Source organism: Neobacillus canaveralius (genome assembly GCF_047237705.1).
In the GTDB taxonomy this organism is placed as follows: domain Bacteria; phylum Bacillota; class Bacilli; order Bacillales; family Cytobacillaceae; genus Neobacillus; species Neobacillus niacini_K.
Genome location: NZ_JBDFLL010000001.1, coordinates 3,221,896 through 3,248,471, shown reverse-complemented (window position 1 = coordinate 3,248,471; position 26,576 = coordinate 3,221,896). Strand labels below are relative to the sequence as shown.

Here is a 26,576-nt window from a genome sequence, read left to right as displayed (position 1 = left end):
TATGCTGATTATCCTTATCATTTCTTTATTGGTTCTCCTTCTAATAGGTGTTCCAGTTGGATTTTCGTTAGTCGGCTCATCTTTAATCGCGATATTGGTACAAGACACCATACCATTACAGGCGATTCCGCAAAGACTTGCTCTAGGATTAGATTCATTTCCGATGCTGGCGATTCCCCTGTTTATTTTGGCTGGGACTGTTATGGAGGCCGGTGGAATTACGAAACGCCTGATCCATTTATCGGAAGTACTAGTCGGACATATAAGAGGAAGCTTAGCTCATGTGTCCGTTGTATCTAATGTGTTTATGAGCGGGGTTTCAGGGTCAGGGGTAGCGGATGCAGCTGCAACTGGTTCTGCCTTGATTCCTACTATGGTTAAAAGAGGATATGGGAAGGGGTTTGCGGCTGCCATTTTAGGTGCTAGTGCAACGGTAGGTCCTATCATCCCCCCAAGTATTCCGATGATTATCTATGGCAGTCTTGCAGGTGTATCAATAGGTAAACTGTTTATTGGAGGAGCCATCCCTGGTTTAATGATGAGCACTTCCTTAATGATCGTTTCTTATTTTATAGCCAAAAAAAGAGGATTCGAAAAAAGACAACGAGCTCGATTTAGTGAGATTATCGCAGCATTTAAAGAAGCATTCTGGGCGCTTCTTATGCCAGTTATTATCGTTGGCGGTATTTTTTCAGGCTTATTTACAGCGACGGAATCAGCAGTCATTGCTGTTATTTATTCTTTGATCATTGGACTATTTGTTTATAAGGATTTAAAGATTAAGGAGTTACCAAAGAAAATTCTAGAAACGGTAACGATGTCTTCTTCAATCGGTATCATTATTGCAGCTTCTGCACCGTTTGCTTGGGTGCTGGCTTATGCGCAAGGTCCTGCAAAAGTATTGGCCATGTTCCAGGATATTGCCAGTTCTACCATAGTAGCTATGTTGTTACTGATGTTTATTTTATTAGTTTTGGGATGCTTTTTGGATGGAATGGCCATTATCATCATAACCACTCCAGTTATCATGCCTATACTAGCTCAATTTGGTATAGATCCCTTGCACTTTGGAGTAATTTTAGCGATTAATGTTATGATAGGAACCATTACACCACCTGTTGGGACGATTATGTATGTAGCGTTAAGCATCGCGAAGTGTTCAGTTGTTGAATTTACAAGAGAAATATGGCCGTTTCTATTAGTGCTAATCGCACTACTTGTAACCTTTGCATTAGTTCCAGAAATTGTTCTCTATTTACCAAATTTATTGATGAAATGAAAAAGGGACCGTATTGGTCCTTTTTCTTATCATATTTAAAAGGATAGGTGAATTTAATTGAAAAAGCCAAGAATTACAGTTTTAGGGAGTTTAAACATGGATCTAGTGACTGTCACTGAAAAAATGCCTTTACAAGGTGAAACTATTATAGGTCAAGCATTTTCAACCTTTCCTGGCGGGAAGGGAGCGAATCAAGCAGTTGCTGCAGCGAGGCTGGGAGCAGAGGTTTATATGCTTGGAAAAGTTGGGAATGATCTATTTGGAATTAAATTAAAAGAAATATTAACTGAAGAAAATGTGAATGTCGATTTCGTTGATGTAGCAACGAATACAGAAACAGGAACAGCTTCTATTATTATTTCCGATGATGATAATAGAATTATTGTGGTACCTGGAGCAAATAAAGAAGTGACACCAGAATGGGTTACCTCACATGAAGAACAAATTAGAAAAAGTGATATATTGCTGCTGCAATTAGAAATACCATTAGAATCGGTTAAAGTAGCAGCACAAATTGCAAAGAAGCATAAGATTCCAGTTATTTTAAATCCAGCCCCCTATCAAATATTACCAACTGTTCTTCTAAAGGATGTTACATATCTGACACCAAATGAACATGAGTTTAAACAACTTTTAGAGGAAGCAACAAAAGAGGAGTTTGATATTATTCGGGCAAAAAGTATTATAACAAGAGGTGGAGAGGGGGTAGAATTTTTCCTGAATACTGAAAAAATTCTAGTAAATGCTCAAAAAGTAGATGTAGTTGATACAACTGGTGCTGGAGACACTTTTAATGGGGCGTTTGCAGTTGAACTAGGTAAAAAACGAGATATAAAAGAAGCCGTTTTGTTCGCATCCATTGCAGGGTCCTTATCGGTAACCAAATTGGGAGCTCAATCAGGTATGCCTTCGTTAAATGCTGTAAAAGAAATTTATGAATTACAAAAATGTTAAAACAATAGAGATAGGCTGCCAATGAGATATGGTAGCCTTTTTTATAAGAAAGATAGGCTGACTTATACTAGTCGTTTTGTAACGACTATGCTAAGTCAGCCCATTTAAAATTATTTAAGTGATATTTTGTTTACTTTTCATAAGTTAGACCAAAATCAAACCCATATGCATTACCATTCTTATCACGATATACATAGGAAGGATCTTCATCGTAACCAGGAACATCGCCATTGTTGTTATTAATTGCTTCTTGATCAGCAGGGATGGTAAATGGAAGTTTTCCTGTTGGAGCAAATTTTCCGCGTATCACATCAACTAGCGCTTCTGCTTTCACTCCGAATACCGCTAATGTTGCTGCCGCGTTTTCCTCAATCTCTCCAATTAGCCAAGGACTGGTCATATTGACTGTCAGGATGGTAGGAACGGCTTCTTCAATTTCTTTGATTCTTTCCACATTTATTCCTGTTTCTGCACCTAGCGCCACAGAAAGTGGAATATCCGGACGATCAGGTACTGTGTTTGGAATGGCATAAACTAGTGCGTGAGTAGCATCCTCTAAGTTGTCAACTACTTGGATAGCTGGATCATACTGTGTTATCGACTTTTTCAAATCAGCAGTTCTAGTTTGTGCGCTGTTTCCTGAGGAGAATACCTCAACATAAAGTTTAATAGCCTCGACTTTATTATCGTTTAGAGGTAATGTGTTATCATCATTGCGCAGCAAGACAATCGATTTACGATGTGCTTCATCTGCTTTTACCTGTGAAGCTGGTTCATCGGCAATCTGTTGTGCTTGAACCGGATCAACATATGGATTTTCAAATAATCCTAATTCCATCATTTCAGTTATAAGTCTTGATACCGCTTCGTCGATTCGCTTCTCGGTAATTAAGCCATCCTTGACTGCTTTGATAAGGTCAGCAGGATCGGCTTCACCGGAAACAATATCAGTTCCAGCATTAATGGCCTTTGCATAACGTTCAGGTTTTGTCAGGTTTTCAACACCCCATGGCATTGCATAAATAATCGAAGTATCGCTATTTACGTAACCTTCAAATTTAAGTTCTTTGCGTAACAAATCTGTGATCAGCCTCTTGTTGTAAGCAAAGCCGACTTCTTCAAATTCTTCGCCGTTCTTTAATTGGGGCACGCTGTATTCATTACTTGGGTATGCATAATAAGGCATAATAGATGTGGTTCCGGCTGCGATTGCTGCTTTAAAAGATGGAAGATGGTACTTATACAAGCTTCCTTCCGTTGGATATGGATTGAATTTAGACCACTCATAATGTGGATCATGACCATCTTGACGTGCACCGCCGCCAGGGAAGTGTTTTGTCGTTAACGAAACGCTATGTGTACCAAGCTCATCACCTTGGAATCCTTTAACCACTGCATAGATCATATCTGATGCGAGGTCTGGATGTTCACCAAAAGTACCATTGATTCGATTCCATAAGGGGTCTGTCACGACATCCGCCATGTACATGTAACCTTTACGGATACCTGTAGATGTCCATTCCTTCGCAGCAATTTCACCAAATTCTTTTACTAGTTCAGCATCACGTGTAGCTGCTAAACCTAATTCACCTGGCCAAACAGAAAACTGACCTGATGCTTCGCTAAAACCAAAAGCCAAATTCCCTGCATGATTTCGAGGATTAGAGGTCATGACGACAGGAATTCCAAGTCTGGTATCCTCTGCAATTTTTTGTAGCTCATTAATCCAAGTTGCTAAATCTTTTGCAGATGGATTGTCACGAATAATTAAGTAACGTAAATTACGTTCTTGAATTCCTTTGGTAGCAGCTGATGCTTCTACAATAGGTGGATCAAACGTATGGAATTGTTGACCAGGTACCGACCAGCGGTTTGTTGTAGATACTGTATCTTGCTCACAGGTAATAAAGTCTCCCGTGTCCGGACATGTTCTGCTGTTACCCATATAATGAGAGGAGATTAACATCATTCCGGCTTTTTCCTCAAGGGTCATCTGTTTAACAAGATCCTTTACACGTACATTTACTGGGAGGGCCCAGTTTTCATATTTGTCTAGTTTGCCATTTTCATTTAAATCTTTGTACTCTTTACCGTTAACGGTAAGAATATCCTTTGAAGTTACACTAAGTTGAGGGACTGTTTTAACCTCTGCTTTGTTATCATTTCCACGGTCAGCCGAGGCATAAGGAATCACTAGTGATGATAACATCAGTGCTCCTGCTGATAATACAGCTGCTTTTTTTATCTTTTTCAGTAAACCCACCTTTTTTTCCTCCCTCATTTTTACTAGGCTTTAATTATAGGCTGTGCATCATAGCCGAATAAAAAAGTTATACATTATTCTTATACAATCACCCCCAATAACCTAAGCAAGCGCTTTCTTTTCAAGTTAAGTTTACGAGAGGGAGGGACATACGAATTAGGGATTTTTTTTAGATAAATTTGTGATTTTTTTAATATTCCGAAAAACGGTTAATAGTACCTATTACTTAATCACTACCAAACTAAAGGGCAAAACTAAGACCCTTGACTTAGGAAATCAAGGGCCTTACCTTATAAAAATAGTAAACACTAATTATGAGTCTTTTCTAATGCTAGTTTAATACCAAAACCTATTAGTATACTACCTGTGATTCCTTCAATTATATTTTGTGCTTTAGGTTTTTTCATAAAATCACTAACCTGATTAATTAAATATACATAGAGTAAAAACCAAACGGCAGTCAATACAGTATACGTGATACCCATTAGAAGAAACGGTATAAAGGTATTACTTCCGGCGTCAACGAATTGAGGCAAAAAGGTTAAGAAAAAGACAGCAACTTTGGGATTTAGGATATTTGTAAGGAATCCTTGTTTAAAACAATATTTGTTTGTAAACTTGCTTTTTGTGTTGATCACAACGCTTTCTGCTTCTTTCTTTTTCCTCAAAGACCATAATGTTTTAATACCCAGATAGATTAAATAAACAGCACCAACGTATTTGAAGACAGAAAATAATAACGCAGATTTCACAATAATGGCTGAAAGTCCTAATACAGCAGCTGATGTATGAATCAGAAGGGCACAACAAGTACCTAACGCTGTTTTAAGACCTCCGATTCTTCCAACGGTGACCGTATTTTTTGTAGCAATTGCCGTATCAGGGCCAGGTAAAATGATTAGAAAAATACACATAAGGACAAACAGGTAAAAGTTTTCCATTTTATAACATCCTTTCTGATTATGATAAGTTCTGCATATGCAATTCTTATTTTGTATTATAAATTAATTTTGTTATATGGTTAGCATTAATATACTTTATCTAGTTATTTAAGCTATCTACATATTGGGTATGCATTTAACAAATAATAACAAAAAATCAAAAGGAATGAGAGAAATGATGGGTTTTTTAAACGATCTACCTACCTTACCTTATTTTTTTAAGGCATTGTTAATTTTTTTGGCTGCAATTATGCTTTTGCGTATCGCAGGAAAGAGATCGCTTGCAGAAACGACGGTTTCGGAAGCGGTGTTGAGGATTTCGATCGGTGCTGTACTAATCCAACCTTTAGCATTAAGAAATGAATGGGAAGCAATATATGCTGGGACTTTGCTTATTATAGGAATTGTAATATTAGCGAAAATACAAATATGGATACCAAAATCCAGAAAGTTTATTAATGGAGTACCATCAGTACTAATTAATGATGGTCAGATGAAATTAGAAGAGCTAAAAAAAGCAAGACTTACAACAGATGAGCTACAGAGTGCACTTCGCCTAAAAAACATAGGCAATGTCGAAGATGTAGAATTGGCGGTATTAGAGTCCAATGGTAAAATATCGACTACCCTAAAGCCAAACAAAGCACCTGCAACCAAAGAAGATATTCAAAAAATTTTAGATATCTTAGCTCAAAATGGTATTCATCCCTCATCACAAAATCAGTCTGAACCGAAAACTCCACCATTATTTAAAGAAGCATATGACGAGGGAGACATTGTGAACAATATGACTCAGTTACATTAAATAAACATCTTTTTTTGTCGTTGGTACAACTCATACATTATAAAAATGTCTAAACCCTGGGTACATATGGGATTAGACGTTTTTTTATTTTATATCATAATAAACGTTAAGAAGGATTAACGCTCTTTTTGTTGAAGTTGTTATATGATTATTGGCTGTTTCATTTTTTTATCGATAAAAGATTTCAAAGAATTGGATTGGGCTCAAAAGCGTTAAATGAATTAAAGGGTTAAATGACGAGCGGGAAAGGGTCGACAACTTCAATTGCTTACCTATGGTAATATTAGAAGGACTAACGTTCTTTTGTGGATTAATTGAACGAACGAGTAGTTTAGTACTTATACAATTATGAGTAAAATTTAGGAGGAAGAAACGATATGACAATCAGTACGAAGGAGTTGTCACTAGAACAACGTGACCAACTTCTCAAAACATTAAAAGCTCGGTTTGAGAAAAACATGAACCGACATGAAGGACTTGAGTGGGATAATGTATTAGCTAAGCTTGAAGCAAATCCTGATAAACTGTGGTCACTGAATGAAATGGAAGCTACTGGTGGTGAACCAGATGTGGTTGGCCAAGGAAAGGAGACGGACGAATACATTTTTTTTGATTGTTCAGCTGAAAGCCCTAAAGGCCGCAGGAGTCTTTGTTTCGACCGTAAAGCGCTGGATTCAAGGAAAAATCACAAACCAGAAAATAGCGTGATGGATTTGGCTGCCACGATCGGCATCGACCTATTAACGGAAGAACAATACCGAGGGCTGCAGGAACTAGGAAATTTTGATTTGAAAACCTCGAGCTGGGTGCAAACTCCAGATAATATCAGGAAACTTGGCGGAGCACTTTTTTGTGACCGTCGCTACGACACGGTCTTTGTATACCACAATGGAGCAGATTCCTACTATGCTGCAAGAGGGTTTCGCGGCTCGCTAAGGGTTTAATTTTTATTTATAAAAGGCACCTCTGCTGGATCACTGTCCATCTAAGGTGCCTTTCTCTTAGATTGAATTAATATCACTGTTCTCCAAATAGGGGCTATGATATCCAGATTTGGTGACACTTATCATCGCTTGACCAACTTGTTCGGTTGTTGTGACGTTTTTTAACTTTCTTAGAAGAGGATAGATGGGACTTAAGAATTGATACATGACTCGATACAATTTGGTTTTTGATTTCACGCCATGAAGCGGAAGAATGACTCCTGGACGGAACATATACGCAGCTTTAAACGGCAGTTTTAATAAATCATTTTCAGTTTTACCTTTCACTCTAGCCCACATAATTTTCCCTGTTTCCGTACTGTCTGTCCCAGTTCCTGAAACATAAATGAAGGTCATACTTGGATTTAATTTCACTAAGGTTTGTGCCAAGGACAGTGTGAAATCATATGAGATTTTTCGATAGTGTTCCTCTGACATCCCAACAGACGAAACACCAAGACAGAAAAAACATGCGTCAAAACCAGTTAAGGCGTTTTCAATTGTTCCTAAGTTCATAAAATCATCATGTTTAAGTTCATTTAGTTTATGGTGGTTCTGCCCGGTAACACTTCTGCCAACAGACAGAACATGCTGGACGCTTTCATCACGCAAACATTCGCGCAGCACACCTTGCCCAACCATCCCTGTTGCCCCAAAAAGAAGGACCTTCATTTTTACATGCCTCCTATTATAACAGTGCGTTTTTTGTTTCACTCTAATATCGTATAGGCATTGCCCGGATAAGTAAAATTTGAAATAGATTTAGGCAAGAACAAACTTTTTTCAGGGAATGATTAACCGATCGTTATCATAAAAAACAGTAGGGGAGTATGATACCTCTAGTGTTTTTTAATCCTTTCAAAAGAAAGGAAGGAGAGGATGGGATGGGCGGTCCAAGCAGCGGTAAACGCAGATATATGCCCGGAATAGATGGTCTAAGAGCTATCGCTGTTATAGGCGTTATTCTTTATCATCTGAATATCCCTTGGTTTCAGGGTGGATTTTCAGGTGTAACGGTTTTCTTTGTTTTATCTGGATACTTGATTACAGACATCCTTATTGATGAATGGAACAGAAACAATAAAATTGACTACTTTCGCTTTATGATTCGGCGGTTTCGCAGACTGGCTCCTGCATTATTGAGTATGATTTTTATTGTGACCTTCATGGTGATTTTTACGAATCATCCTGCGTTTGAAAAACTACGTTCAGATTTTTTTCCTTCACTTCTGTATGTTACAAATTGGTGGTACATTTTTCATGAAGTCTCCTATTTTGATAGCTTCGGTCCTGCCTCACCCTTTACTCATATATGGTCACTGGGTATTGAGGAGCAATTTTATCTTATATGGCCGCTGCTGATGATTCTTGGTTTTACTTTTATAAAAAGAAAAAGGTTTCAAGTTTTGGTTATCCTGGCAGGGGTTGTCATTTCTGCATGTTTAATGGCATTCCTTTATTCACCGGGAGAAGATCCTTCTCGCGTTTATTATGGAACGGATACTAGAGCTTTTTCACTACTGCTGGGTGCGGCACTTTCATTTGTTTGGCCAAGTCAAAAATTATCTAAGACCTTACCAAGGCACGCTAGTTGGGTTTTAGAAATTGTCGGCATAACGGGATTATTGCTGCTAATTATCATGTTTATGGTTACATCAGAATTTGACACTTTTCATTATCAAGGGGGCATGCTTTTATTATCCGTAATTACCACTTTAATGGTAGCAGCATTATCCCATCCTGCTAGTATGCTAGCGAAATGGCTAAGTGCGAAGCCTTTGCGATGGATTGGAGTTCGTTCTTATGGTATTTATTTATGGCATTATCCGATTATCATTCTAACAACACCGATTATTAACACCGATGGAATAAATGTTTGGAGAATAACATTACAAATAGCTGCAACACTCGCTGTTTCGGCCTTTTCCTATCATTTTGTGGAAACCCCAATTAGAAAAGGGCAAATTAAATTTACCATAACAGCCTTTAGAAAAATGACAAAGATACAGCAGAGGATTTTTATAGGAAGCAGTGCTGGACTTTTGGCATTATTAGTCGGAATAGGAGTGGTATTTGGTACGAAAACAACCGTTGTGGTTACAACTAAAGCCCCTTTAACAGTAGATACTTTCAATGAGATAGATTTCCCTGATGATCCAATCATAGAGCCTGTACCTGAACCAGCCCCCAATTTAACATCCATTACGGTGATTGGTGATTCGATTCTCTATGATGTTGCTCCATTCTTTAAAAACCATTACCCGGATGCGGTTATCGATTACCGTGTTGGTCGGCAAATGTCAGAGGTGCCAGAGGTGATTAAGCAGTTAGAGAGCAGTGGGCAATTAGGTGAGAAAGTGATTATACAACTTGGCACAAATGGACCTTTTGTAAAAACCGACTTAATAAATTTACTTAAAAGTCTGGAAAATAAACAAGTGTATTTAGTAAACTGTCGGGTACCACGTGCCTGGGAATCTACTGTGAATCGTACGTTAGAGGAGGTCGTTAGTAGTATACCGAATACCGTTCTCGTAGATTGGTACAGTGCTAGTACCGGCCATCCGGAGTTTTTTGCAAATGATGGTGTTCATTTATCGAGGGTTGGCGGCGAAACGTATGCCAACCTAATCGCGGATAAGGTAGCAGAGTGATTCGATTCTGAATTTGCTCTGCATTTTTTTTTACTGGGAATGATGAGACGGTCGTAAAATGTCGATATTTGTAACTTTTTATTACGTTTTATTTCCAAATAATTGGAAAGTATAATAAACACTTCCATAAAACGGAATAAGCAACCCAGCACAAAGGAGAATTTCATGAGGAATCTTGCTGCTTTATTTTCTATGCTCATGCCTGGATTTGGACAACTTTACAATCGACAATTTATAAAAAGTGTATTTCTTTTAATTGTTGAACATTATGATAATGTATTGGGGAGAATCAATACGGCCATTCATCTGGATTTTAACGGCTTCCACCAAAAAGCGTTAGAGGCAGCCAATTTTCAATATGTGTTATTTTATCCTGGATTTTATGCCTATACCGTTTGGGATGCCTGGTATTATGCAAAGCCAAATGCAAATAAAACCAAATCCGCCATCCCTTTTTTGATAGGTGGGTTTCTTGGTGAATTTGGTGCAATCTTCTCTAGTCGATTGTCCATTCCTACTCTAACGGTCGGACTGCTAATGGTTGTACCTATGATCGTGGGAATGATTATACTAAGAAACCAATAAAAAAAGCTTTACCTTTTTGTATGGTAAAGCAATTCAATTTAAGAAGATTGGGACATAGTGGGATCATCTTTAATATTTTCTTTTACATACTCTAGATGGCTAAGTTCTGTGGGCAAGGTGATTGTTACGGTTGTAGCGATGTTCGGCACACTTTTTATTTCAAACTTCCCATTGTGATTTTGAATGATTTTCTTGCTCACCATAAGCCCCAAGCCGGTTCCCTCTGTTTTGGTTGTATAAAAGGGGGTGCCTAATAAATGAAGATTTTCCCTCGATATCCCCACGCCGTTATCGATGACTGAAATGACTAAATTGGCGTTTTGATGTTCCACTCTTATGTGAATTTTTCCTCCTTGCGGCATGGCCTCTATTGAATTTTTAATCAGATTGGCAATTACTTGTTTTATTTGATTTTCTTCGCACTTAATTAAAAATCGCTCTCCAATAAACTCCGGAATGATTTCTATTGTTTTCATGATCGCCTGTGTATTTAAGAGGGTAATCACATTTTTTATACTTTGCGAAATATCAGTTAAGGAATACTGAACCATATGTGGCTTAGAAAGAACCATAAATTCACTCACGATAAAATTGATTCTGTTTATTTCATCAATCATAATCTTGGAATATCGTTTATTTGCTTCGGGATCGGTATTTTCATTCATCATTTGCGTAAATCCTTTTAATGTCGTTAAAGGATTTCTAATTTCATGTGCTACGCCAGCTGCAAGTTCTCCTACTAGCGATAGTTTCTCAGATTCTCTTAACTTTTTCTCATGTTTATTTAAATCCTTCATTTGAGCAATTAGCTTTTTATCCAGGAAGGCACTGGATAATAACATAATCAACACGACGAAAATGGCAGGGACAGAGATAAAAGAACTCAAGGTACTGGAACTAACTGAGTAATAAGCATCTGAAGGCAGGTGGGAAGGTTGATCGTGAAGATTTGTACCCCACATCCCAATATAATGCATTCCTGCGATTCCAATGCCCATTAGGATACTGCTCAATACCCGGCAATTAAATTTCATCGAGCGCTGATGATTAAAAAAGAAAAGTACCCATAAAGAGCCAAATGCACTCGTAAAAGCAATACATAACGACAAAAGCACAATGGCAGGGTTATAGGTGATGGAGAAGTTCAGATGCATGGCTTCCATCCCTAAATAATGCATTCCCACGATTCCTCCGCCCATAAACAGACTCGAGAAAAGGAGTCTACTATAATTCATTTTCATCATAAAGAAGGCGAGCCCAGTACCTGCTATTGAGATCAACAGAGATAGCAATACTATTCTAGCGTCATACTGACTATCCCTTGGCATATCCATCGCGAACATACCAACAAAGTGCATGGTCCAAATTCCGATCCCCATTGCAACCGCACAACCTAGTAACCAAAGATTGTATTTTAAATTTTTAAAAATGATCATTTTCCAGCGAAGATCTAACGCTATATATGAAAAAAGAATTCCAAGAAGAATGGAAAAAACAAACCAGTAATCGTTATAAGTCCCGGTCATACTATGCTCCATAGTTAACACTTCCAAATAGTTTATATTTTTACCATGATTCACATCATAGTAGGATATTATAACGAAATAACAAAAAAATGGTAAATTCGACCCAAATAGCTATAACAAGTTAAAAGGACTATACTTAGTAAATTAATAAAGACATGGGGGATATTTGATTTGGAATTACGACAATTACGAACTTTTGTTGAAGTAGCGAAGCATAAAAGTATAACAAAAGCTGCTGAGCATCTGCATGTTTCACAGCCAGCACTGAGCAAATCGATCATGGCACTGGAAGAAGAGCTGGGCATGTTGTTAATCATTAGAAGTAATAAAACAAGTGAGATTACCGATGCTGGCAAAGTCGTGTTGGAATATGCACAGAAAATGACACTTTTGCTTGATGAGATGACAGATACGTTGAATGATATGACAAACCTGACAAGAGGGCAGATTAATGTTGGCTTGCCGCCGTTTATTGGCAGTTTATTTTTTCCACGAGTGATGGCTAAGTTCCATCATACATTTCCGAATATTGGTTTGAACATAACGGAGTATGGAGGGGCTAGGGTGGTAAAAAGTGTCGAAGAGGGTGAATTTGAACTCGGAGTAGCCGTTCTTCCCATTGACGAGAAGCAGTTTAATGTCTACCCGATTGTAGAAGAGGAAATGAAATTGCTCGTTTACAAAGACCACCATTTATCCTTTAAAAATGAGGTAGATATTAAAGAATTAAAGGACGAGGAGTTTATTTTCTATCATGAGGAATTTGCGCTACATCATATTATGAGGAACCATATCATCGCTGCTGGCTTTGAGCCGAAAATCTTATTTAAAAGCTCTCAATGGGACCTGATGTCCGAAATGGTGGCTGCGAATCTCGGAATCACTATTCTTCCGCAATCCATTTGTAATAGGGTTTTTACTAAGGACATTAAAATTATTAACCTAAAACAAGAAATTTTATGGAAACTGGCCGTGATTACGAAAAAAGATCGTTACATCTCTAATGCAGGGAAAACCTTTATAGATTTCATTTTAAATGAACGATTATAACTTTTAGTTATGAAACTCATTCTGAATATGTATTTTACGAATGGTGGATTTCATCGTACCATTATCCTATTGTAAAAACAGGAACGAAATGGAGTTAAACAAACTCTTTTTTCAATAGAAAGGATATAACGATGAAATTAGCTGTTATTGTCTTACAGGTTTTGTTCATTCATGTTTTTTTATTTTTAGGTGCTGCGCTGAAAGCAGTTATCCCACTCCCGATTCCAGGATCGATGTTTGGATTGATTCTTCTTTTTCTCGCACTATATTTTAGAATTGTAAAGCTGGATTGGGTGGAAAAAGGAGCAAAATGGCTGATGGCCGAGCTGTTATTGTTCTTTGTTCCATCAGCAGTTGGAATTGTAAATTATGACGATATTTTAAGTCTGCAGGGAGCAGAAATTGTGCTATTGATTGGAATCAGCACCGTGATTGTTTTAGGGATGACAGCTCTTGTAGCAGAAACAATTACAGGCAGAAAAAGTGGTGAGCAGCATTGATGATGATTTTGTTTACTGTAATTACCTTTATTATTTACCGGTTAGCGAAAATGGTATATTCCAAATTTGCCTTAGCAGTCTTTCATCCGTTGTTGCTTGCACCAATTCTATTAATACTGCTGATTAAAGGTATGAATGTTTCAGCAAATCAATATCTGGATGCGACCAAGTGGCTCACCCATTTATTAGGACCCGCTACAGTTGCATTTGCTGTTCCTATTTATAAGCATTTACCTACAATAAAAAAATATATGGGAACGATTATGATTAGTGTAACGACAGGAACGTTGGTGGCTATTTTTTCAACATTTGCCTTATCAAAGATGATTCATTTAAAATCTGATTTTTTGACTTCCATCCTTCCAAGATCAATTACGACACCAATTGCGATTGAGGTTTCGAAAGAAATTGGCGGCCTGCCAACTCTGACGACAGTCTTTGTCATTATAACAGGGGTAATGGGTGGGGTAATGGGACCATCCGTCATCAAGTGGTTGTCGATTAAAACCCCTATCGCAAAAGGGCTCGCTCTCGGAATGGCCGCACATGGTGCAGGGACCAATAAGGCATTGGAATATGGGGAACAAGAAGCTACTTTTTCGTCACTAGCCATGATTTTTGCCGCATGGATTACGCTCCTGTGGGGAGTCCTATTAATTCCAGCTTTAATCCATATGAAGCCTTTATTTTAGATGATGCTCAAAATAGCAAAGCCATCCTCAAATGAGAATGGCTGCTTTTTTGTTAATGTCTAAGAGTAAGTTTCGACTCTGATACCTGCTACATTATTTCTTTTCCACTTTTACTAACCCTTTTCCAAAATTATCTTTCTCAAAATAACATATGACCACATCACCGACTTGAATTTTTTCACTCGAAGTGACGCTTTCAGCGGAAAATTCAATCTTGGTTCCAGCTTCACTTTCACCATAAAACTGATCATCTTTAATTTGGCTAATTTTGTATTCAACCGTTTTGTATTCCGAAGTTTCATTGTCTTGATTGGTAACAGGAGTGCTGGTTTGGGATTTTATGATCATTAGCACGGTTAAGATAGATACGAGTATTCCAAGGATGATTATTTTTTTTAACATACGACTAACCTCCCATTAGTATTTTAAGAGATGTTGGAGGAAAGTAAATCCTACTATTTTCCTTTAGTCTTTTTACCTATTACTATAATAAAAGAGTAAAGGCGAACGAAATAATATTCTTTTTTTATAATTAACGGTAAAAGACGAACGATGATTAAACTTATCGAAATATTGTTCACATCTTATTGATTAACGACTATGATGTTGTTATACTAATCTAAGTAATAAGCTATTGTAATATATCTAAAAATTCACTATAATTCTATTTGTTAGAATTTAAGAGACAGGGTAACGTATTGTTTCTATTCCAGTGCAATTTAATTAATACATGTAGGAGGGATACATCTATGAAAAACTTATTGAAAAAGTGGAATCAAATCAGTCTGGTAAAGCAAATATCTATTGGTTTACTAATTGGTATTATCCTTGCTGTCGCAATTCCTGAAGCAGCAAAACCTGTTGTCATTTTAGGATCGTTATTTGTTGGAGCATTAAAGGCTATTGCCCCAGTATTGGTCCTATTCCTAGTTATGTCTGCCATCGCGCAGCACAAGAGTGGTCAGCAGACAAATATGAAATCAATTATTTTCCTATATCTATTAGGAACATTTCTTGCTGGATTAATTGCCGTAATTGTAAGCTTTATTTTCCCAGTAAGCATTACTCTTACAAAGGGCGCAGAGGATGTGACAGCTCCAGGTGGTGTAGTAGAGGTTCTGAAAGCATTACTGATGAACGTTGTCGATAACCCGGTAAACGCGATTGCAAATGCAAATTATATTGGTATTTTAGCTTGGGCGATTGTTCTAGGGATGGCTTTAAAAAATGCCCCAGAATCAACTAAAACATTGATTAGTAATTTTTCAGACGCGGTATCGAAAATGGTGACATGGGTCATCAAGCTGGCACCGCTAGGAATCATGGGTCTAGTGATTGATTCCATTACAACAAATGGACTTGAGTCACTCTTAAGCTATGGAAAATTACTTGTCATCCTGATTGGATGTATGCTTTTTGTGGCGTTCGTTGTCAATCCACTGATTGTATTTGTGAACGTACGTCAGAATCCTTATCCACTGGTTTTCAAGTGTATAAAGGAAAGTGGTATTACCGCATTCTTTACTCGCAGCTCTGCTGCAAATATTCCGGTAAATATGAAGTTATGTGAAAACCTGGATTTAGATAAAGATACTTATTCTGTATCGATTCCATTAGGTGCCACCGTCAATATGGCTGGTGCAGCGGTTACGATTTCGGTTTTAACTCTTGCAGCCGTTCATACACTTGGGATTCAAGTGGATATTCCTACAGCCATCATCCTAAGCGTATTATCCGCAGTATGCGCGTGCGGTGCTTCAGGGGTTGCCGGCGGCTCACTATTATTGATCCCGCTTGCTTGTAGCTTATTCGGAATTCCTAATGAAGTAGCGATGCAAGTAGTTGGAGTAGGCTTTGTCATCGGTGTTTTACAGGATTCCTTTGAAACGGCACTTAACTCCTCAACAGACGTCCTTTTCACAGCAACAGCTGATTATAAGAAGAGAATAAAAGAAGGAAAAAAAGTCGATATCAAAAAAGTTGCATAATAACAGATAATCCCTTTTGTGTAGACGGGCAGGACCTTCTCACAAAAGGGATTTTTTATCAATTGGAACAAAGTTGTCACTATCTCATGGCCACAAGTAAGCAACACAGAAGTATAATAGAAGTATAAGATATAGTTTTTTTATGAGAGGATGATAGAAATGTTAACGGATTATTCAAGAATCGTTGTTGCATATGATCATTCGGAATTAAGTAAAAAAGCATTGAAGATGGCCATGAATTTAGCAAAACAGGATAATCAGATTGAATTGTTAGTTGTGATGGTCACACAACCTGATAGACCTATGGTTTACTCATATGGTTATGCATTTGAAGCCTACCATGAGAAGCAACGTGAGGAAGTAAAGGCTATCCGCGGTGAACTTGAGCAGGAATTAGAGTCGCTGCCTAATAAAACAAGAACATTTGCAATAGAGGGCAATCCAGGTCATATGATTGTGGAATTTGTGAAACAAAATGATGTGGATCTTGTTGTGATGGGAAGCAGAGGATTAAGTGGATTGAAGGAACTATTCTTAGGAAGTGTCAGCCACTATGTCGTACAAAAGGCACACTGTCCCGTTTTTATTGTGAAATAACTAAATGCAAAAAGCTTGTAGAAAAAGACCCCTTAGACACACTCTAAAGGGTCCAACTTTCTAGTGCTTTCTTAATAAATAAAACAAGAGTTGACGTATGCATTGGCATACGTCTTTTCTCATTTTGTCGAGAAAGTGTATTCTTCTTTGCAATTTGTAATTTTCACTGAATCTTACATACCGTTTATTCATTAATCTTGTAACTGTTACTATTTGATGACATATCATACTCGCTTCCTGAAAGTTAGTCTTAAATTGGAGGTCTTGAGGACAAATCCTATGTGCTGCCAAGGAGGAATGGTCCTTAATCGGGGGTCTTGAGGACAAATCCTTTGCGCTGCCAAGGGAGATTAGTCCTTAATCGGGGGTCTTGAGGACAAATCCTTTGCGCTGCCAAGGGAGATTAGTCCTTAATCGGGGGTCTTGAGGACAAATCTTATGCGCTGCCAAGGAGGATTAGTCCTTAATAGATGGTCTTAAAGATAAATCCTACGCTGCCAAGAGGGATTAAGCCTTATTCATGGGTCTTGGGAACAATCGTAAGCTCCCCTTATAATGCTAGAATAAGTTATCTTAATATTGGAATTATTCTTGACACTCGAAAACTATGATGATATCATTCTTTTAAACCAAAGACGAGGGAGTAAAACTGTTAAACGATCTCTTTAGCGAATCCGGGATGGTGGAAGCCGGACAGATACGAGACAGTAAATGGGCCTCCGAGGGCGAAGCGAAAGAAATTATTTTTAGTAGCTTAGACGCAAGAGCCAGCGTTATAGGGCTAAGGGTGTGAAAGCACTCTGCGAAAGAGGGTATGTTGATACATATCAAGCAAGGTGGTACCGCAGGTTAACACTTGTCCTTGAATTTTTATTTAAGGCAGGTGTTTTTTGTTTTTTATGGACTTATATTAATTGCAAATGAGGAAAGGAAAAGTTGCTATGGATGATAAATTTACGCTATTTAACTTAAAGGTAGAGATTGTAGGTACAGATAAACCAATGGTGTGCAGTCATAAGGAAGGGGACTATTTCTTAGTTGAAGGGGAAAACCTGATCTTTCCGGAAACGAATTCATTTTCCATGTATGCCTTAAGCGCTATTTTGCCACTACTGCCTGCAAAGCAGCGACCATTACATACTAATGACTGGATGTTGTCTGATAGTTTGATAGCCTGCCCAGATCCAAACTGCGGGGCACGATTTAAGATAACTCGTACCGAAACGCAAGAATTTAGTCATGCTGAATGCACAATTGAACCCATACATAAAGGAGAGTAATAAGAATGGCAGAACGATTACAATTAGCAAAAGATTATAGTATTAGCAGAGTGATCAACGGTTGCTGGCAGTTATCGGAAGGTCATAGCTTACAAGCAAAGTTAGATATGCAAGATGTCATGAAGGCCTTCCATATGCTGGCTGAAAGAGGATTTACGACATTTGATTGTGCAGATATCTATACGGGTACTGAAGAACTCCTCGGTGAATTTTTAACGGAACTAAAAGGAGGGAGCACACTTTCGCCTCATGATATTCAAATTCATACTAAATATGTACCGGATATCAATTTGCTTAGTGAGGTCGATTACAACTACACAGAAAAGATAATTGATAGAAGCCTCAAACGTCAAAAACGAGATGTATTGGATCTTGTTCAGTTTCATTGGTGGGATTACAGTGTGCCTGGATTTGTTGAGACAGCGGGGGATCTGTTGAGACTTAAAGAAAAAGGAAAAATCCGTAATATTGCGGTTACAAACTTTGATACGAAGCATTTGCGCGAAATCGTTGATGCCGGTATCCCTGTTGTGTCTTGTCAAAATCAATACTCGGTTTTTGATAGACGTCCAGAAAAAGAATTAATCGATTTTTGTAAAAGCAAAGGTATTTCCCTGCTGTGCTACGGTACATTATCAGGAGGATTGTTAGCGGAAAAATGGATTGGCCAAGCTTCGATTCAACCCGAAACGCGCTCTCACGTTAAATATTTGCAGGTGATTGAAGATACGTTGGGCTGGGATGGCTATCAGGCATTGTTGGTATTGCTGCAAAGAATCGCTAAAAAGCATTCAGTCAAGGTCTCACAGATTGCTACAAAATATATATTAAGTCAGCAAGGTGTTGGTGCCTCTATTATTGGAGTTAGAAATAGCAGGCATGTTGAATCAAATACGCAAATATTTGCTTTCGAACTTGATCGTACCGATATCGAAGAAATTAAACAATTCTTAGACAACTATCCAATAGTAGACGGCGAACCATTTGAGTTAGAGCGTACTGTTGATTCGAAATATCGCAATATTATGAAGATGAATTTAAACGAAGAATAAATGAAAGTGGATGTTTAGTTTAGAATAGAAAGTTTAGATTAGAAGAGGAGAGTTCTGGTATGAATAAAAAACTTGAATTTAGAGGTGGCTGGGGTACTGCGTTTATCCCAGTCGTGATATTTCTGTTTTTCTGTATATTGTATTTTATCGTGTTTAAAGCGTTTGAAATGTATGCACTAGCGATGGGTGCTTTCGTCGCATTGATGGTGGGTTCCGTTTTAGTGAAAAAGGGTAATTACGATCGTTTCTGGGATTCAGTCTATGAAGGCGTTAAGGAAGCTGTACCGATTACCATTCTGCTGTTTGTGATCGGGATGTTCTCGGCACTGATAAAAGCGACGAATATTTCGGCAGGGTTCGTATGGCTTGCTGATTTGCTGGGCGTGGACGGGGGATTATTCACCGCGTTTACGTTCTTAGCCGTTTGTGTCATTTCTACTGCTACGGGATCATCGATTGGAACCATGTTTACCTGCTTCCCTATTTTCTATCCAGCAGGTGTATTGTTGGGATGCGACCCTGCTATGCTTGCGGGCGCTATCGTTAGTGCTTCAATTTTTGGGGATAACTTGGCACCAATATCAGATACCACCATCATCTCTGCAGGAACGCAAGAATATACAAAAAAACAAGGCTTTGCTGACATTGGCGGCTGTGTTGCCACCCGACTGAAGTATTCCTTGGTTGCAGGGATTATCTCGTTTGTATTGTTCTGGATTTTCGGTGGCGGCGGCACGCCAGGAACGGGCGCTGCAGATATCCTCGAGAAGAACATGAATCCAACTACACTGGTTATGCTGGTTCCGGTAGCAATCATGTTAATAGTGGCAATTAAAACCCGCAATATCTATAAAGCTATAACCATAGGTATCGTTTTAGGAACTATAACAGGTTTAGCATTTAATCTCTTAACTTTTGACAATGTTATTTCTGTTGCAGATGGCGCTCCGGCAGGATTCCTAACGGGCGGTATCAGCTCCATGATGGCAACGGTGACGCTGGTCATTTCCGTTTACGGTATCATGGGTGTGCTCAATGGTGCGGGTGTGCTTGAAAAAGTCACAAATGGCATCCTTAACAGCAAAATGGGCAAAAGTGTACGTGGTGCTGAGTTTGCTATGATGCTAGGTATTTCGTTTACCACTTTGATCTTCGGGGGTGTGACCAGTGCTTCGATGACCACTTTTGGAAAAGTACAGAATGAGATTGGCAAACGTGTTGGTCTCCATCCATACCGACGTGCCAATCTACTTGATGGTTTTGCGAATGCCATCGTGTTAGTCATTCCGTTCTTAAGTGTTTTTGTATTCCTCGGTGCTTTATTGTCGGATGGGTATGATTTTATTGCGCAGCTATCACTAACACAGGTGAGCAGCGGTATGATTTATTGCATGATGCTTTTCCTGGTTCTATTGTTCTCAATCATAACAGGGTGGGGCCGTCAATTTGAAGGCTCAGAAGGGAAACCGGTTAGCAGTCCGCAAGAAAATACAAACCAAAGTGTAGTAATGTAGAGGGGCGCACTAGCACCTTATATGTTGCCAAATACACTCTGGAAGCGTAGAAAAAGTCATACTTCTGAAGTAAACAAAAAGAGCTCATTCGTGTGAGCTCTTTTTGTTATAGACTTAGATGGACGATTCTACAGGCTTTTATTATTTTAGTACTAAAGGAATGAATTCAGCATAGTTATCAAGGTGAAAATCTGCTTCGATGTTACGATTTTGAAAAGAAACTGTTTTAATTCCAAGTTGTCTAGCCGGAAGTAAATCCAATTTCCGATCACCCACGACCAAGTCGATGTCATATTTTTTCAATACAAATTCATAAGAAGAGGGATGAGGTTTTCTGTTGAATCCTTGTTCTTCAACAGAAACAATCTCTGTAAAGTATTTGGATAATCCAAATTTCCCAAGCAGATAGTCGGCCGACTCTCTATCACGATGGGTTACAATAATATTATTATCAACCGCTGCTAAAACCTCAATTAAATGGTCAAAAGGCTTACTCTCTTTTGAGTATTGAATATCTAACTGCTTATACTCGGCCCGTCTGTCTTCATCAATCCCATAATGTTTAAAAGCCGTTTTCGAATCAATTTTCAGCCATCGCAACACCTCATCGCGATCAAGGTCACGCTGACTTAACGTAACAAAACCCTCTACCAGTGCAGGATATGTATCAAAAAGTGTGCCATCAAAATCCCATAATATGTTCAACATTTGTCCCTCATTTCAAAAAATAATCTTTAAAAGTATTACTTTATCATTTTATTAACTATAAAACCAGGGAAGTCCTGTAGCGTTGGCTGGAAATTAAAGGTTGAAGTAGAAAATTATGGGTATAAGGTAGGTAGAACAAATAAGGAGAATGACATATTTACAGATAATTCTAAAAATAATAACATTAAAATGTAATCGATTTCAAAAAGTTTGCTATCTTTATACCTTTGACTACAGGTAACCTCTGTTATTAAAAATTTCTTTAATAATGAAGTGCTGCAACTAAATGTAATCGATTACATTTTTAGCAAGATACTTAAAGTGGAGAAGTTAAATAGTTTTGAAGGGAGGAGTACATAACACTAGAGTTGGTACAAAGTTTATGAAGTGATTGTAGTAGTTTTTAGACAATGAGGAGGAGTATATGGCTATGAAGAGAATATTATGTGTTTTCATTTCGACGGTTTTATTGACAGTACTTATTGCAGGTACTATTAATCCTGATGTGCCTTCTGCAGCACAAAATAATACAAAAGTACGTCTTGCGCTTGTGGGCGCTTGGCATGTACATACAAAAATGTTTATTGAAAAAATAGCTAAACAATCGGCTGGAAAAGTTGAATGGGTAGCGGTTTGGGACCATGATGCTGAACGTGGTAAGAAATATGCAGAAATGCTAGGTGTTCCTTATGAAGCTGATTATCAAAATATCCTGGATAATGAAAACATAGATGCGGTTATGATTGAAGCCGAAACTAATTTACACAAAGATCTTATCGTTCGCGCTGCAAATGCAAATAAGCATGTTTTCACAGACAAGGTAGTAACCCCTACTGTTAAAGATGGTTTAAGTGTAAAAAAGGCAATAGAAGAAAATGGTGTAAAACTAGTAGTCTCACATGAATCCTTGCCTATTGGATCCTATCAATATGCAAAGAAATTGGTTGACGAAGGAAGTCTTGGTGATATTGTTGCCATTAATTTTAGGCGCGCACATGGCATGGCCAAAACGAATAATCTGCCTGAAACCTGGTATGACAAAGATGTAGCAGGAGGCGGGGCCTTAATTGACCTAGGGGTACATGGTATGTCTATGCTTACTTATCTGGCAGGAACACCAACGAAAGTTTCGTCTTTTATGGAAAACTGGACAGATAGAGAAGTGGAAGATAGTGCAACAATCATGCTGGAGTTTGAAAATAATGCTATCGGTACGGCGCATACGAATATGGTTACAAGCATAATGGAAAATTCATTAGAAGTAATCGGAACAGATGGTATCCTAGTAGTCTTAGGAGTGGAAGGTAAAGAATCTGTTTATCTAAATTCAAAACATATTTCGGGGATGGAAACAGGAATGAATTTAATTGATCCGACTGTGTATGCATCGGATGGTTTAGTTCCAATAAACTTATTTATTGACTTTGTTCTAGATGAGTCCAACAAGGATCAGTATTTACCTGGATTTGATATTGATACTGCCCTAACGGTTGTCGGAATTGCAGAAGCTGCATATAAGTCCGCCAAAACAGGTGGAAGCGCAGTGAAATTTAAAAAATCTTGGTAAAAGCTTATTAAAAGACACAAGAATTGACGTATGAATTGGCATACGTCTTTTTCTTTATTTATTAGGATCCGCACTTATCGGTTGGGTGATCAGGTTATGCACCCGAACTGATAAATAAACGGAAATATTCCGCTTATTTTACTTTTGCTGGTTACTCGATCAAGGACACAACATCTTATTTAAAGATTCTAGCTAAATAATATCGGTATAAAATACTTTACATATGGTAACCAGTAGACTAACATAGAAAATAACTTAATACGATTTAACTACTAGGGGTGCTCTGAATTTGGGGCTGAGAGAAAAACTTTACGTTTTTTAACCCTTCGGACCTGATCTGGATTATACCAGCGTAGGAAAGTAGCCATGTGAAATTACCTTTTTCTCTAACTATTACGCCAGGTCCTATTTTGATGGATCTGGCTTTTTTATGTTTAGAAGACTAATAGGGTCATTGAATAAAGATGGGGGTGTTGTGATGAATCATCACGATTTTAGTTCTATTTTACAAAGGGTAAGAGAAGAAAATCCGCTCGTACATAATATTACAAATGTGGTCGTCACCAATTTTACCGCAAATGGTCTTTTAGCACTTGGGGCTTCACCCGTAATGGCTTATGCTCCAGAAGAAGTAGCGGATATGGTAAGAATTTCACGTGCTCTTGTTCTGAATATCGGAACATTAAACAAGGACGTGGTGAGCTCGATGATCTTAGCTGGAAAAACAGCTAATGAGCTAGGGATCCCGGTGATCTTTGACCCAGTTGGAGCCGGTGCTACGCTGTTCCGCACGGAAATGGCACAAAAAATAATCGAAGAAGTAAAAGTATCTGTTATTCGCGGAAATGCTGCTGAAGTCGCCAATGTTCTGGGGGAAAAGTGGGAGATTAAGGGAGTGGATGGTGGTGGACATCAAGGAAGTAATGTCACATTGGCCGTAACCGCGGCACAAAAGTTGAATACCACAATTGTGATTACTGGAAAAGACGATGTGCTGACAGATGGGAAGACGACGTACTTGGTTTCGAATGGTCATCCTCTGTTAACAAAAGTAACAGGAACTGGCTGTCTCCTAACCTCTGTAATTGGAGCCTTCGCAGGAGTGGAAAAGGACCTACTGCTTGCTGGATTATCGGCGTTAACCTTTTATGGTATTGCAGCAGAAAAAGCATTCGAAAAGGTCGGTGAAATGGGACCTGGCAGTTTTCAAATTGATTTTTTAAATCAACTATCACTCGTTTCTTCTGAGGATATACATCAATTCGCGTTATACAAACAACTATAGGGAGTGGGCATAATGAAAAAAGCATTAACGATTGCTGGTTCTGATAGCGGCGGTGGTGCAGGTATTCAGGCGGATTTAAAGACTTTTCAAGAGTTAGATGTTTTCGGAATGTCAGCACTGACAGCAGTTACGGCACAAAATACTTTGGGGGTTCAAGCCGTATATCCGATGTCAGCAGAAGCAGTTAGCACACAAATCGAATCGATTGGTGAAGATATGGGTACAGACGCTGTTAAGACAGGAATGCTGTTTAATGCAGAAATCATCAAAGCCGTTTCTGAAAAAATAGAATTCTACAACTTGAAAAATGTCGTGGTTGATCCCGTGATGATTGCAAAGGGCGGGGCGTCACTGTTGCAATTAGAGGCTATTTCGGCATTGAAAAAGTATTTGTTACCGCAGGCGATGGTGATTACACCGAATATTCCTGAGGCGGAAGTTTTAACAGGAATGTCGATTCGAACAGATGAGGATAAAGAGGAAGCGGCTAAACGTCTTTTTGACTTAGGAGTTAAACATGTGGTCGTAAAAGGCGGGCATGATGAATACCGTGATGTGTCGGTAGATCTTTTATATGATGGGAACGAATTTAAAACCTTTACAAGTAAAAGAGTGCTGACAAAGAATACTCACGGAACAGGATGTACATTTTCAGCGGCTGTAACGGCAGAATTAGCCAAAGGTTTAAGTGTTTATGAAGCTGTATCAAAAGCGAAGCATTTTATCCAGGCTGCGATCGAAGATCAACTGCTGATTGGTCAAGGTCATGGACCAACCAATCATTGGGCATATCGAAAAAGAATTGTAGCAATAGGAAGGTGACCAGCATGAATATTCACAATAGTGATTCATTACGAAATACATTGAAAGTTTACTTTATTATGGGCAGTCCCAACTGCAAGGACAATCCAGCACAGGTTTTGCAGGAAGCGATTAAAGGGGGAATAACTCTTTTTCAATTCCGTGAAAAAGGTATCGGGGCTTTAACAGGGGATGCAAAGGTTGAACTGGCCAAGGAACTTCAGCAAATTTGCAGGGAGCAGCAAATATCCTTTATTATCAATGACGATATTAATTTGGCTATTGCACTCAACTCGGACGGAGTTCATATCGGGCAGGAAGATGATCCGGTAGGGGAAGTCAGAAAGAAGGTTGGCCATGATAAAATCATTGGAGTTTCAGTACATAGTTACGAAGAGGCAATGACTGCATTAGAGGGAGGAGCCGATTATTTTGGAATCGGACCCGTTTTTCCGACAAAAACAAAAGAAGACGCCAAACCTTCAAACGGGACCAAGTTAATTGAGGAATTGCGAGACAGAGAAGTATATATTCCGATTGTGGGAATTGGCGGAATAACTGCGGAAAACGCAGGATCTGTTATCCAAGCTGGAGCGGATGGAGTATCAGTCATTACCGCGATTAGCCATGCAGAATCTGTTACAAAAGCAGCTGAACATTTAAGAAAAAGTGTCTTAAATCAAAGGTCTTGATCTATCAAGATTCATGGATTTATGTTGGTAAAGTTGAAAAAACTTTATTCGTGCCCTAAAGCAAATATATGTGGTTTGCGGTAACGATAAGCAATACTCGAAACCGTATCGTGTAAGAATTAAGTAATTTAACATCGGAACAATTTCTATTAAAATTTCATACTAGCACTGGGGGAGCCGAAACTGGCTGAGATTAGACTTGTAAAGGTCTTAAACCCCTGAACCTGATCTGGGTAGTACCAGCGTAGGGAAGTGAATGATACATCCATTAACTGTGAACCATAATGGTAGTATTTAAAACGGTAATCCCCCAGTGCTCATTAAAAACTTGGAGGGCTTTTTTTTATGAGAAAAACACACAAACTCACATTAACAGCGATGATGATTGCGATTGGCACACTCTCGAGTAATTTATTGTTTATTCCGGTTGGGTTCACTAAAGTGTTTCCGATTCAGCATTTCTTGAATGTTTTGTCTGCCGTCCTACTTGGACCTGTTTATGCTGTTGCGCAGGCACTTTGTGTCTCAATCCTGCGCAATATCATGGGAACTGGATCAGTCTTTGCATTTCCAGGCAGTATGGTGGGTGCCTTGTTGGCCGGGCTTCTTTTTATGAAAACAAGAAAGATTTATATGGCCTTTTTCGGTGAGGTTATTGGAACGGGCATTCTTGGCGCGATTCTCTGCTACCCAATCGCCACTCTATTAATGGGGCAGGAAGCAGCAGTGTTTGGCTTTATTCCGTTATTTATATTCAGCTCGATTGCGGGTGCACTGATTGGGGCCATTATCCTATCAGTCTTTTTAAAAAAGAAGGTTGCTGTATTTACTCCAAACGGAACAACATTGAAATAGAAAGG

25 protein-coding genes and 2 riboswitches are annotated in these 26,576 nt (G+C 38.6%); of the genes, 19 read left to right on the top strand and 6 right to left on the bottom strand.

The annotated features are described in order from the left end of the window. The first annotated feature begins 1 nt into the window (after position 1). Together ABC255_RS16300 and rbsK are read left to right on the top strand one after the other, a co-directional pair. Complete coding sequence (locus ABC255_RS16300) at positions 2–1,279, top strand: TRAP transporter large permease (protein ID WP_412995071.1); 1,278 nt, start codon at positions 2–4, stop codon at positions 1,277–1,279. Between the two features lie 57 nt (positions 1,280–1,336). Further along, positions 1,337–2,233 carry a ribokinase gene (rbsK, locus tag ABC255_RS16295; RefSeq protein WP_412995069.1) on the top strand — a complete coding sequence of 299 codons (897 nt, stop codon included), beginning with the start codon at positions 1,337–1,339 and terminating at the stop codon, positions 2,231–2,233. Between the two features lie 130 nt (positions 2,234–2,363). Here the strand turns inward: rbsK and ABC255_RS16290 are convergent, their stop codons facing one another. Both ABC255_RS16290 and ABC255_RS16285 read right to left on the bottom strand, forming a co-directional pair. Next, positions 2,364–4,496, bottom strand: a complete 2,133-nt coding sequence (locus tag ABC255_RS16290; protein WP_412995067.1) for a glycoside hydrolase family 3 protein — start codon at positions 4,494–4,496, stop codon at positions 2,364–2,366. Positions 4,497–4,804: 308 nt separating this feature from the next. Beyond that, positions 4,805–5,437 carry a LysE family translocator gene (locus tag ABC255_RS16285; protein ID WP_412995066.1) on the bottom strand — a complete coding sequence of 211 codons (633 nt, stop codon included), beginning with the start codon at positions 5,435–5,437 and terminating at the stop codon, positions 4,805–4,807. A gap of 166 nt (positions 5,438–5,603) precedes the next feature. Between ABC255_RS16285 and ABC255_RS16280 the strand changes: the two genes are divergently transcribed. Both ABC255_RS16280 and ABC255_RS16275 read left to right on the top strand, forming a co-directional pair. Next, the gene (locus ABC255_RS16280; protein ID WP_412995064.1) at positions 5,604–6,242 is read left to right on the top strand and encodes a DUF421 domain-containing protein; all 639 of its coding nucleotides are present in this window, start codon (positions 5,604–5,606) and stop codon (positions 6,240–6,242) included. A gap of 377 nt (positions 6,243–6,619) precedes the next feature. Next, positions 6,620–7,186, top strand: coding sequence for a DUF4256 domain-containing protein (locus ABC255_RS16275; RefSeq protein ID WP_412995062.1), 567 nt, complete (start codon positions 6,620–6,622; stop codon positions 7,184–7,186). Positions 7,187–7,243: 57 nt separating this feature from the next. Here the strand turns inward: ABC255_RS16275 and ABC255_RS16270 are convergent, their stop codons facing one another. Beyond that, a complete protein-coding gene (locus ABC255_RS16270) occupies positions 7,244–7,897 on the bottom strand; it encodes an NAD-dependent epimerase/dehydratase family protein (protein ID WP_412995061.1) in 654 nt (217 codons plus the stop codon). A 212-nt stretch (positions 7,898–8,109) separates the two neighbouring features. On the opposite strand from ABC255_RS16270, the gene ABC255_RS16265 reads away from it, so the two are divergent. Together ABC255_RS16265 and ABC255_RS16260 are read left to right on the top strand one after the other, a co-directional pair. After that, entirely contained in the window at positions 8,110–9,879 is a 1,770-nt protein-coding gene (locus ABC255_RS16265; protein WP_412995059.1) for an acyltransferase family protein, read from the top strand. A 165-nt stretch (positions 9,880–10,044) separates the two neighbouring features. After that, a complete protein-coding gene (locus tag ABC255_RS16260) occupies positions 10,045–10,464 on the top strand; it encodes a hypothetical protein (RefSeq protein WP_412995058.1) in 420 nt (139 codons plus the stop codon). Between the two features lie 38 nt (positions 10,465–10,502). Here ABC255_RS16260 and ABC255_RS16255 read toward each other — a convergent pair whose 3' ends face one another. Next, a complete protein-coding gene (locus ABC255_RS16255) occupies positions 10,503–12,002 on the bottom strand; it encodes an MHYT domain-containing protein (protein ID WP_412995056.1) in 1,500 nt (499 codons plus the stop codon). Between the two features lie 159 nt (positions 12,003–12,161). Here ABC255_RS16255 and ABC255_RS16250 point away from each other — a divergent pair, with 159 nt between their 5' ends. From ABC255_RS16250 to ABC255_RS16240, 3 genes are all read left to right on the top strand, one after another. Beyond that, positions 12,162–13,040 (top strand): LysR family transcriptional regulator, encoded by an 879-nt coding sequence (locus ABC255_RS16250; protein ID WP_412995054.1) that lies wholly within the window; start codon positions 12,162–12,164, stop codon positions 13,038–13,040. Between the two features lie 131 nt (positions 13,041–13,171). Then, the gene (locus ABC255_RS16245) at positions 13,172–13,540 is read left to right on the top strand and encodes a CidA/LrgA family protein (protein ID WP_412995053.1); all 369 of its coding nucleotides are present in this window, start codon (positions 13,172–13,174) and stop codon (positions 13,538–13,540) included. Then, positions 13,540–14,232, top strand: coding sequence for an LrgB family protein (locus ABC255_RS16240; RefSeq protein ID WP_412995052.1), 693 nt, complete (start codon positions 13,540–13,542; stop codon positions 14,230–14,232). Before ABC255_RS16245 ends, ABC255_RS16240 begins: the two co-directional genes overlap by 1 nt. Before the next feature lie 93 nt (positions 14,233–14,325). Here ABC255_RS16240 and ABC255_RS16235 read toward each other — a convergent pair whose 3' ends face one another. After that, positions 14,326–14,634 (bottom strand): hypothetical protein, encoded by a 309-nt coding sequence (locus ABC255_RS16235; RefSeq protein ID WP_412995050.1) that lies wholly within the window; start codon positions 14,632–14,634, stop codon positions 14,326–14,328. A gap of 347 nt (positions 14,635–14,981) precedes the next feature. On the opposite strand from ABC255_RS16235, the gene sstT reads away from it, so the two are divergent. The 5 genes from sstT (at position 14,982) to ABC255_RS16210 (ending at position 20,663) form a co-directional block, all read left to right on the top strand. Further along, on the top strand, positions 14,982–16,220 hold the full coding sequence (gene sstT / locus ABC255_RS16230; RefSeq protein WP_412995048.1) for a serine/threonine transporter SstT: 1,239 nt from the start codon (positions 14,982–14,984) through the stop codon (positions 16,218–16,220). 159 nt (positions 16,221–16,379) lie between these two features. Beyond that, positions 16,380–16,817 (top strand): universal stress protein, encoded by a 438-nt coding sequence (locus tag ABC255_RS16225; protein ID WP_412995047.1) that lies wholly within the window; start codon positions 16,380–16,382, stop codon positions 16,815–16,817. Between the two features lie 920 nt (positions 16,818–17,737). Continuing rightward, on the top strand, positions 17,738–18,097 hold the full coding sequence (locus ABC255_RS16220; protein ID WP_412995045.1) for a TIGR04076 family protein: 360 nt from the start codon (positions 17,738–17,740) through the stop codon (positions 18,095–18,097). 5 nt (positions 18,098–18,102) lie between these two features. Further along, the gene (locus ABC255_RS16215; protein WP_412995043.1) at positions 18,103–19,149 is read left to right on the top strand and encodes an aldo/keto reductase; all 1,047 of its coding nucleotides are present in this window, start codon (positions 18,103–18,105) and stop codon (positions 19,147–19,149) included. Positions 19,150–19,208: 59 nt separating this feature from the next. Then, positions 19,209–20,663, top strand: coding sequence for a Na+/H+ antiporter NhaC family protein (locus tag ABC255_RS16210; RefSeq protein WP_412995041.1), 1,455 nt, complete (start codon positions 19,209–19,211; stop codon positions 20,661–20,663). A 141-nt stretch (positions 20,664–20,804) separates the two neighbouring features. Here ABC255_RS16210 and ABC255_RS16205 read toward each other — a convergent pair whose 3' ends face one another. Beyond that, complete coding sequence (locus ABC255_RS16205) at positions 20,805–21,371, bottom strand: HAD-IA family hydrolase (protein ID WP_412995040.1); 567 nt, start codon at positions 21,369–21,371, stop codon at positions 20,805–20,807. 430 nt (positions 21,372–21,801) lie between these two features. On the opposite strand from ABC255_RS16205, the gene ABC255_RS16200 reads away from it, so the two are divergent. The 5 genes from ABC255_RS16200 (at position 21,802) to thiW (ending at position 26,571) form a co-directional block, all read left to right on the top strand. Beyond that, positions 21,802–22,938, top strand: coding sequence for a Gfo/Idh/MocA family protein (locus ABC255_RS16200; RefSeq protein WP_412995038.1), 1,137 nt, complete (start codon positions 21,802–21,804; stop codon positions 22,936–22,938). Between the two features lie 264 nt (positions 22,939–23,202). Further along, a riboswitch (TPP riboswitch) is annotated at positions 23,203–23,314 on the top strand. 102 nt (positions 23,315–23,416) lie between these two features. Continuing rightward, on the top strand, positions 23,417–24,223 hold the full coding sequence (gene thiM / locus ABC255_RS16195) for a hydroxyethylthiazole kinase (RefSeq protein WP_412995036.1): 807 nt from the start codon (positions 23,417–23,419) through the stop codon (positions 24,221–24,223). A 12-nt stretch (positions 24,224–24,235) separates the two neighbouring features. Next, complete coding sequence (gene thiD / locus ABC255_RS16190) at positions 24,236–25,045, top strand: bifunctional hydroxymethylpyrimidine kinase/phosphomethylpyrimidine kinase (RefSeq protein ID WP_412995034.1); 810 nt, start codon at positions 24,236–24,238, stop codon at positions 25,043–25,045. Positions 25,046–25,050: 5 nt separating this feature from the next. Beyond that, the gene (gene thiE / locus ABC255_RS16185; protein ID WP_412995033.1) at positions 25,051–25,716 is read left to right on the top strand and encodes a thiamine phosphate synthase; all 666 of its coding nucleotides are present in this window, start codon (positions 25,051–25,053) and stop codon (positions 25,714–25,716) included. 160 nt (positions 25,717–25,876) lie between these two features. Continuing rightward, positions 25,877–25,984: riboswitch (TPP riboswitch) on the top strand. Between the two features lie 77 nt (positions 25,985–26,061). After that, positions 26,062–26,571 (top strand): energy coupling factor transporter S component ThiW, encoded by a 510-nt coding sequence (gene thiW, locus ABC255_RS16180; RefSeq protein ID WP_412995031.1) that lies wholly within the window; start codon positions 26,062–26,064, stop codon positions 26,569–26,571. Positions 26,572–26,576: the final 5 nt, after the last annotated feature.